Source organism: Planotetraspora kaengkrachanensis (genome assembly GCF_016862895.1).
Lineage (GTDB): Bacteria > Actinomycetota > Actinomycetes > Streptosporangiales > Streptosporangiaceae > Planotetraspora > Planotetraspora kaengkrachanensis.
In genome coordinates this window covers 152,136-159,293 of the sequence record NZ_BONV01000035.1, presented here as the reverse complement: position 1 = coordinate 159,293, position 7,158 = coordinate 152,136, and the positions used below count along the sequence as shown (strand labels likewise).

Below are 7,158 nucleotides of genomic sequence, written 5' to 3'. Positions count from 1 at the left end.
ACTGACACACGACGGCAAGCTGCGTTTCTGGCTTCCCACGACGGCCAGTGGCTAGAAGCGATTTCGCTTCGGGCTCCGAGCGGTCATTCGCCCCGCACTTACGCGGGTGTGGATCCATCGTCAGACCCGGTCACCATTCCGTCCCGGCTGACAACTGCCCGCACGTCCCTCACCAAGGCGGCCGCGTCGGCCACAGTCTGCTCGATCTGCTGCGTTGACTCGCCAACGTGCCCCAGCAGCCTCTGCGCCCGGGCGGCGAAGTCCTGCGGGGCCATGGGCAGCCGGCCGGCCGAGGCCACCATGCCCTTCTCGTTGATCAGCCACCGGCCTGCGTGACCGTGCAATGCCTGGCAGGCGACACCCACGGCACGAAACAGGCAGCCGGCCGCATAAGCCGGGTCGACGCCGGCCGCGCCGTACCGGGCCAGTCCCACGGAGAAGTCCGCCTCCCAGAGCCCGTCCACGAGCGCGGCGCCCAGCGCCGCAGGGTACGCCTGAGTACTTTCCCGCAGGTCGGTGAGCTCCCCGCTGGGATCGGCCAGCACCCGGCACAGCGCCACCTCACCGGCATAGGCGTGGGAGTAGAACCCGAGCGGATGTCCGGCCTGAACTCCGTCGTAGCGACCTTCCCGGCAGCCGTCCCAGACCCGATGGACCCGGTCCAGATCGCGGTAGATCCAGTCGACTCGCCAGTCGCCGATGGTCAGCCAGCCACCGCCGTCGACCCATGGTCCCCAGCCACCGGGCTCGGTGACGCCGGCCTGTTCGCCGGTCTCCCGCACGGCGAGTGCTCGCAGCGCCGCCACGTCCAGATCGCCCCGGTAATACAGCCCAAGATCGATGTCTGAATCCGGGCGATGCGTGCCACGGGCCCGACTGCCACCGAGCACGACCGCGACCACCCCGGGGATCTCAACCAGCCGCTGTGCAAGCTCCCCCAGTGCCACACCATCCACAAGCACTCATGATCACACAGGGTATTGACCTAGGTGACGACCGGGAGATTCGAGCCCCTGGCGCTCGCAAGATCCTCGAGACCGAGCCACTGCGAGCGCGCATTCAAGACTTCATGCGCCACGGGCATAATGTGCGCTTCCAGCCTGCACCCTCGTCGACGCAGCCTCCGTCGCTCCCGACAAGCCCTTTTACGGGCACAAGCTGTCTCGCGAGGAAGCTCTCTCACACCCGATGTTGAAGGACTACTGGGAGACGGTCGATCACCTCCTTGAGGCGGAGCAAATGCTCCATGGCCATATCTACGGTCAGCCGAACTGAGGCAAGAGCTCAGCGCTGGACCAGCAGACTGCTTCGGGCTGATCCCTCGGAGCCGGAGTGCCAAGGGCGCAACTCGCGGCAAAATGATGCGTCTTGTGTCAGTGGTTCGATCTGGAACGGATACGGCATGGCATCCATCGACGGAGCACGCTCTATAAAACAGTGGCGGCGCTATCTCGCCGAGTACAGCGCCGAAGTGTTACGTGCCTCCTCTGACGACGACCTGCGCGAGGTCTCCGATCTGCAGCGGGCCGCATGCTGGTTGGGCTTCGACGGCGCCGACGAGGGCCGGCTCGCCACGCTCGAGCAGCATCTTGGCACTCGCCTGCCGCCCAGTTATCGGTCGTTCCTCACCGTGTCGGACGGGTGGCTGAACATCGGTCCGTTCATGTGGGCGATGCGCCCCTCTCGTGACGTCGGCTGGCTGCGTGATGCCGATGCCGGACTGTGGGAGATTCTGCGGGAGCACGGTACGGATGAGGAGATCGTCCTCGCGGACCGCGCGTTGCTGATCTCCGGGGATGGTGACGCCCAGTACTGGCTGCTCGACCCCGGCGATGTGTCCCCTGACGGCGAGTGGGCGGCCTACGTGTGGGCCAGCTGGTACCCCGGTTTTGGGGACCGGCATGAGTCGTTCGCCGTGCTGGTCGACGCCGAACGTGCGTCCTTTGAAAAGCTCAGTGGCCGCGAGGGTCGTGCGGTACATCCGGACGGTGCGGATGAGCTGATCGCCGTGGGCCGCGCGAGTGCCCTGCGAGGCGACGTCCACGCCGCCGCGGACGCTTTCGCGCGTGCCACCGTCAAAGGCTCGGGAGCGGGTGCGTACCTCGCCGTCATCCTGAACGCGTTCCTTGATCTGAACTACACGCACCACGAGATCCGCAACGACATCCTCGGCCACCCGCACGTGATCGAGGCGGTCGGTCTCGAACAGGTGCGTGCCGAGGCCGTACCGCTGTTTCTATATGGGCTGATTCGCAGCGGATCCTCAGTTGCCCCGTATCGCCGGCTCCTCACCGGAATCCTGACCGACGAGGAGATCGAGCGCATCGACGCGTTCATCCCACCGCAACTGCCCGAGCCACCCGATTTCCAGACGGCGCTGCACCAAGCCCGCACGCTCGCACGAGATGGTGCGACCGACCGGGCTTGGGCCGTCCTGGAAGCCGCCCTACCCCAGTGGCATTCCGACTCCCCGTACCGCATTGCCCCAGTCGTGCTGCTCACCGACCCGGCACTGCGCGAACTGGTCACGCCCGAACGAGCCCGAACCATCGTCACCGCACCGCGCGGCAACGAAGACTCCTGAGGACTCTCGCTCGGCACGGTGTCTGGCCGCGCGACCTGAGTGGACTCCGCAGGAGTCTCGTGAGCTTGTGCACGCGTGATCACCGGATGCGGACAGGTTGACCGCACGGTCATTACGCAACAAGAGGTTGCGGATCGCAAGCACGGACCACTAGATTCATTCGCAACCGATGGTTGCATATTGGAGGCCCGTGGTGGAGTTCGGAAAGTTGGAGCGCGAGATCCGCATCGACGCCCCACCGGAGATCGTGTTCGATGTGGTGAGTCGTCCCGAGCACATCAAGATGTGGTGGTCCGATGACGCGTCGTTCGACCGCGCGCCAGGCGCGGTCGGCGAACTGGTGTGGGGCGCCCACGCCGGGGTTGAACCGATCACGGTGGTCGACGTGGATCCGCCCCGCAGGTTCGCGTTCCACTGGATCGCTCCTGATGGCCGGCTGCCCGACGCAGGCAACTCTCTCCTGGTCACCTTCGAGCTCGAGCCCTCCGGTGACGGCACGATTCTGCGCCTGACTGAGAGCGGCTGGCGGGAGAAGGGCTGGGAGGCCGCCGTGCTCGAGGAGACCTTCCACGACCACGAACGCGGCTGGGACATGTTCCTGCCCAGGCTGCAGAGTTACGCCCCTTCCGTGGTGCCGCGATGACCATCGCCGTCGACGACGAACTCTGGTCGGCCATCGGCGACCCGATCAGGCGTCGCCTGCTCGACCTGCTGCTCGCGGAAGGAGTCGGTACGCCGACCAGCCTGAGCGATCGTCTCCCGATCTCGCGCCAAGCGGTCACCAAGCACCTGGGCGTCCTCGATCGCGCAGGTCTCGTGCACGCGACACCGATGGGCCGCGAGCGGCGCTACGAAGTCGACGAGGCGCAGCTCGCCCGCGCCGTCCGGCAACTGAACGAAGTCGGCAGGACCTGGGATGCGCGGCTGAACCGCATCAAGCGCATCGCAGAACAGATCCAGCGCCAGAAACACGACTGACCGGCAGACCGCCGGAAGAGATCTCCAACGACCTCCTCGACCGATGTCCTTTGGAGGACACATATGAGTGGATTGCTGCTTGGCGACAAGAACGCTGTGATCTATGGAGGCGGGGGCGCCATCGGCGGCGCAATCGCCCGGGTATTCGCCCGGGAGGGCGCGAGGGTCTTCATCGCCGGGCGGACGCAGGCGAAGCTCGACGCCGTGGCGCGTGATATCGCCGCGATGGGCGGAACAGTCGAGACCGCACAGGTCGACGTCTTCGATCAGCAGGCGGTCGAAAAGCACGCCGATGCCGTCGCCGAGACGGCCGGCGGCATCGACATCGCCCTCAACGCCGTGAGTGTCATGCACGACCAGGGGACTTCGCTGGCGGACCTCTCGCTGGAGGAGTTCATGCGGCCGATCGATGGCTTTCTGCGGACGCTGTTCATCACGAGCAAGGCCGTGGCACGGCACATGGGTCGCGAGCGTCCCGGCGTCATCCTGACCTTGTCCGAGCCGGGTTCCAAACTGGCTGTGGGCGGCATCCTGGGGCACAGCGTGAGCGCGGCCGGAAAGGAGGCCTTCTCGCGGGTTCTGGCCGCGGAGCTGGCACCCGGCAACATCCGGGTGATCTGCATCCGTCCACACGCTGTCGTGGATGCGCCGGCGGCGGGTTCCTACACCAAGGACCTCTTCAAGCAGACTGCGGCAGCGGCCGGGCAGTCGGTCCAGGAAATGCTCGAAGGCGGGGGGATGGTGCAGGGGACGCTTCTGAAGAGGCTGCCTACGCTCTCTGAAATCGCAGAGACGGCCGCGTTTCTGGCTTCAGATCGAGCTGGAGCCATGACCGGGGCAATCGCCAATCTGTCCGCCGGCGCACTCGTCGACTGAGGCCGCCATGTCCGATCAGGCCGAGAAGGCCAAGCTGCTTCGTTCCCTGCACATCCCGGGCGCTCCGCTGGTGCTGCCGAACGCCTGGGACGTGGGCAGCGCCCGCGCCGTCGTCGACGCGGGCTTCCCGGTGGTCGCGACCGCGAGCAACGCGATCGCCGCCGCTCTGGGCTACGACGACGGTGAGGGCGCCCCGAGCGAGGAGATGATGTTCGTCGCCCAACGCATCGCGGCCTCCGTCGACGTTCCGGTCACCGTCGACGCCGAGGCCGGCTACGGGATGGCTCCGGAGGAACTGGTCGAAGTGCTGATCGGGATCGGAGCCGTCGGCTGCAACATCGAGGACAGTGATCACGCCGACGGCGGCCTGATCGACGTCGGCGTCCGCGCCACCTACATCGCGCGGATGCGCGCGGCCGCCGGCCGTATCGGGGTGCCGCTGGTCATCAATGCCCGGATCGACTCCTTCTTCCCCACCTCGCCTCTGGCCGAGAATCAGAAGCGCGCCGACGCGATCAGCAGGGCTGAGGCGTACTGGTCGGCCGGCGCTGATTGTGTGTTCCCTCCCGGAGCCGGGCCGGACGACCTCCGGGTCATCGTCGCCGAGGTCGGCGCGCCGGTGAACGCCGGCCTTCCACTAGGACGCGGGTCGCTGGACGAGCTCCGTGCAATCGGTGTGGCCCGGGTCTCCGTGGGACCCCAGTTGTACCGCAGCGCACTCGACCACCTGCACACCGATCTCCAGCCCCTCCTCGAGGTCAGGGGGTGACGATGTCGAAGTCGGGGTCGGGGGCGTCCAGGAGGTCCATCAAGGTGGTGAGCGCCCGGCGGTCTCCGGTGGCCTGGACGCCGCCGAGGTCTCCGGAGGCGAGCAGGGCGAGCAGTTGGGGTTCGGCCAGGGTCACCGTGAGATCGGCAGGGGTCGCCTCGCGTGACCGGGTCTGGGTGAGGACCCCGTTGGCCAGGCTGGTCCTGATCCCCTCTTCGAGGTCGGTGAAGTTCCAGTCGATGGTCAGGCGGGTGTCCCAGGCGCGGGGACCGTTGACGCGGATGGCAAGGGAGTCGAAGATCTGCTCGGCGCTCAGAGCGCGGGCGAGGTCGGGGCCGGCGCTGTCGATGGGGTTCCGCGGCTTGTCGCCGCGCAGTTCCGCGGCGCCTTGCAGGTAGAAGTTCCGCCACGTGCCGTTCTCACTGCCCCGGCCGAGTCCGTCGTAGACCTTCGCCAGAAGTTCCCTGGCGGCGTTGTCGGTCGGGTCGGCGAACACGACGTAGTTGAGGATCTGGGCGGCCCACCGCCACTCCCCCGCCCGATAGGCCTCCTCGGCCTTGGACAGGATGTTCGGTGCTCCGCCCATGAGCTCCACGTGCCTGCGGGCCGACTCTTGCGGGGGAAGCTCCCACAGATGGGCCGGGTTTCCGTCGAACCAGCCCATATAGCGCTGGTAGACGGCCTTGACATTGTGGGACACCGAGCCGTAGTAGCCGCGAGCGTGCCATGCCCGGTCGAGTGCCGGCGGAAGCTCGATCATCTCGGCGATCTCCAGGCCGGTGTGGCCCTGGTTGAGCAGTCGCAGCGTCTGGTCGTGCAGGTAGGCGTACAGGTCGCGCTGTTGGGACAGGAACACGGTGAGCTCCCGCGTGCCCCACGTCGGCCAGTGGTGCGAGGCGAAGAGCACATCGGAGTCTGCGGCGAACATCTCGATCGCCTCGGTGAGGTAGCGGGACCAGGCCCGCGGATCCCGGACGAGCGCGCCGCGCAGGGTCAACACGTTGTGCAGATTGTGGGTGGCGTTCTCGGCCATGCACAGGGCCCGGCGGCCGGGGAAGAAGAAGTTCATCTCGGCCGGTGCCTCGGTGCCGGGAGTGAGCTGGAAGACGATGCGAACGCCGTCGATCACCTCATCCTGCCCGGTACGGGTGACATGGAGCGTCGGCTCGATCAGCGAGATCGTTCCGGTGGACGTGGTCTGGCCGAGCCCCGCGCCGATCTGGCCGGTGGCGCTCTTGGGCAGCGCGGCCCCGTACATGTAGATCGCCCGCCGGTTCATCGCGGTCCCGGCGTACACGTTCTCGGAGACGGCGTGCTCGAAGAACCCGGCGGGAGCGATGACCGGAACGTCCCCTCCGTCGGGCACCACTCCCCTGACGCCGCCGAAGTGGTCGGCGTGGGAGTGGCTGAAGACGACCGCGGTCACCGGCCGGTCTCCCCGATGCCGCCGGTAGAGCTCGGCCGCGGCCGCCGCACACTCGGTGGACAACAGCGGATCGATGACGATGACGCCCCGCTCCCCCTCGACGAAGGAGACGTTGGACAGGTCGAACCCCCGGACCTGATAGATCCCCTCGGCAACCTGGTAGAGGCCGTGCTTGGCGGTGAGCTGGGACTGCCGCCACAGACTCGGGTGCGCCGTGTCGGGGCACGGCCCGGTCAGGAACGCGTAGGCGCCGAAATCCCACACGATCCGGCCCCGGGCATCCCTGATCGTGTCCTGCGACGTCGTCCCGACGAACCCCCGGTCCGCGGCCTCGAAATCGGCCCGGTCCTCCAGCGGCGGCATGACAGTCACGGCATCCCCTCGAAAACCATCCGAACCGTCCATGGGTGTCAGCGTCCATCTTCGGCGCGAAACATCCTGCGGAACCCGGCCGTCAGACTCGTGTCGGACCAAAACGCGGTCAGTCTGTCGTCCGCCTGGCTGCGGGTGAGGATCGAGAGCCTC

Annotated in this window: 7 protein-coding genes; 5 read left to right on the top strand and 2 right to left on the bottom strand. The window is 67.2% G+C overall.

What is annotated here, in order from left to right:
• Positions 1 to 98 precede the first annotated feature (98 nt).
• Positions 99 to 956: a nucleotidyltransferase domain-containing protein gene (locus Pka01_RS30565; RefSeq protein ID WP_239115570.1), complete on the bottom strand. Its 858-nt coding sequence runs from the start codon at positions 954 to 956 to the stop codon at positions 99 to 101.
• Between the two features lie 446 nt (positions 957 to 1,402).
• Here Pka01_RS30565 and Pka01_RS30560 point away from each other — a divergent pair, with 446 nt between their 5' ends.
• From Pka01_RS30560 to Pka01_RS30540, 5 genes are all read left to right on the top strand, one after another.
• Positions 1,403 to 2,584 (top strand): SMI1/KNR4 family protein, encoded by a 1,182-nt coding sequence (locus tag Pka01_RS30560; RefSeq protein ID WP_203886389.1) that lies wholly within the window; start codon positions 1,403 to 1,405, stop codon positions 2,582 to 2,584.
• A 193-nt stretch (positions 2,585 to 2,777) separates the two neighbouring features.
• Positions 2,778 to 3,227 carry an SRPBCC family protein gene (locus Pka01_RS30555; protein ID WP_203886388.1) on the top strand — a complete coding sequence of 150 codons (450 nt, stop codon included), beginning with the start codon at positions 2,778 to 2,780 and terminating at the stop codon, positions 3,225 to 3,227.
• The gene (locus Pka01_RS30550) at positions 3,224 to 3,562 is read left to right on the top strand and encodes an ArsR/SmtB family transcription factor (RefSeq protein ID WP_203886387.1); all 339 of its coding nucleotides are present in this window, start codon (positions 3,224 to 3,226) and stop codon (positions 3,560 to 3,562) included. The genes Pka01_RS30555 and Pka01_RS30550 overlap by 4 nt, the downstream gene beginning before the upstream one ends.
• Before the next feature lie 63 nt (positions 3,563 to 3,625).
• Positions 3,626 to 4,438 (top strand): SDR family NAD(P)-dependent oxidoreductase, encoded by an 813-nt coding sequence (locus tag Pka01_RS30545; protein WP_203886386.1) that lies wholly within the window; start codon positions 3,626 to 3,628, stop codon positions 4,436 to 4,438.
• Between the two features lie 7 nt (positions 4,439 to 4,445).
• Positions 4,446 to 5,207: an isocitrate lyase/PEP mutase family protein gene (locus Pka01_RS30540; protein ID WP_203886385.1), complete on the top strand. Its 762-nt coding sequence runs from the start codon at positions 4,446 to 4,448 to the stop codon at positions 5,205 to 5,207.
• Here Pka01_RS30540 and Pka01_RS30535 read toward each other — a convergent pair.
• A complete protein-coding gene (locus Pka01_RS30535; RefSeq protein WP_203886403.1) occupies positions 5,197 to 6,996 on the bottom strand; it encodes an alkyl/aryl-sulfatase in 1,800 nt (599 codons plus the stop codon). The two genes, Pka01_RS30540 and Pka01_RS30535, sit on opposite strands and share 11 nt — an antisense overlap.
• Positions 6,997 to 7,158 lie beyond the last annotated feature (162 nt).

Excerpts from the sequence above, each read along its gene's own strand:
- Pka01_RS30560 (WP_203886389.1), top strand. The coding sequence starts at position 1,403 with ATGGCATCCATCGACGGAGCACGCTCTATAAAACAGTGGCGGCGCTAT.
- Pka01_RS30550 (WP_203886387.1), top strand. The coding sequence starts at position 3,224 with ATGACCATCGCCGTCGACGACGAACTCTGGTCGGCCATCGGCGACCCG.
- Pka01_RS30545 (WP_203886386.1), top strand. The coding sequence starts at position 3,626 with ATGAGTGGATTGCTGCTTGGCGACAAGAACGCTGTGATCTATGGAGGC.
- Pka01_RS30540 (WP_203886385.1), top strand. The coding sequence starts at position 4,446 with ATGTCCGATCAGGCCGAGAAGGCCAAGCTGCTTCGTTCCCTGCACATC.
- Pka01_RS30535 (WP_203886403.1), bottom strand. The coding sequence starts at position 6,996 with ATGCCGCCGCTGGAGGACCGGGCCGATTTCGAGGCCGCGGACCGGGGG.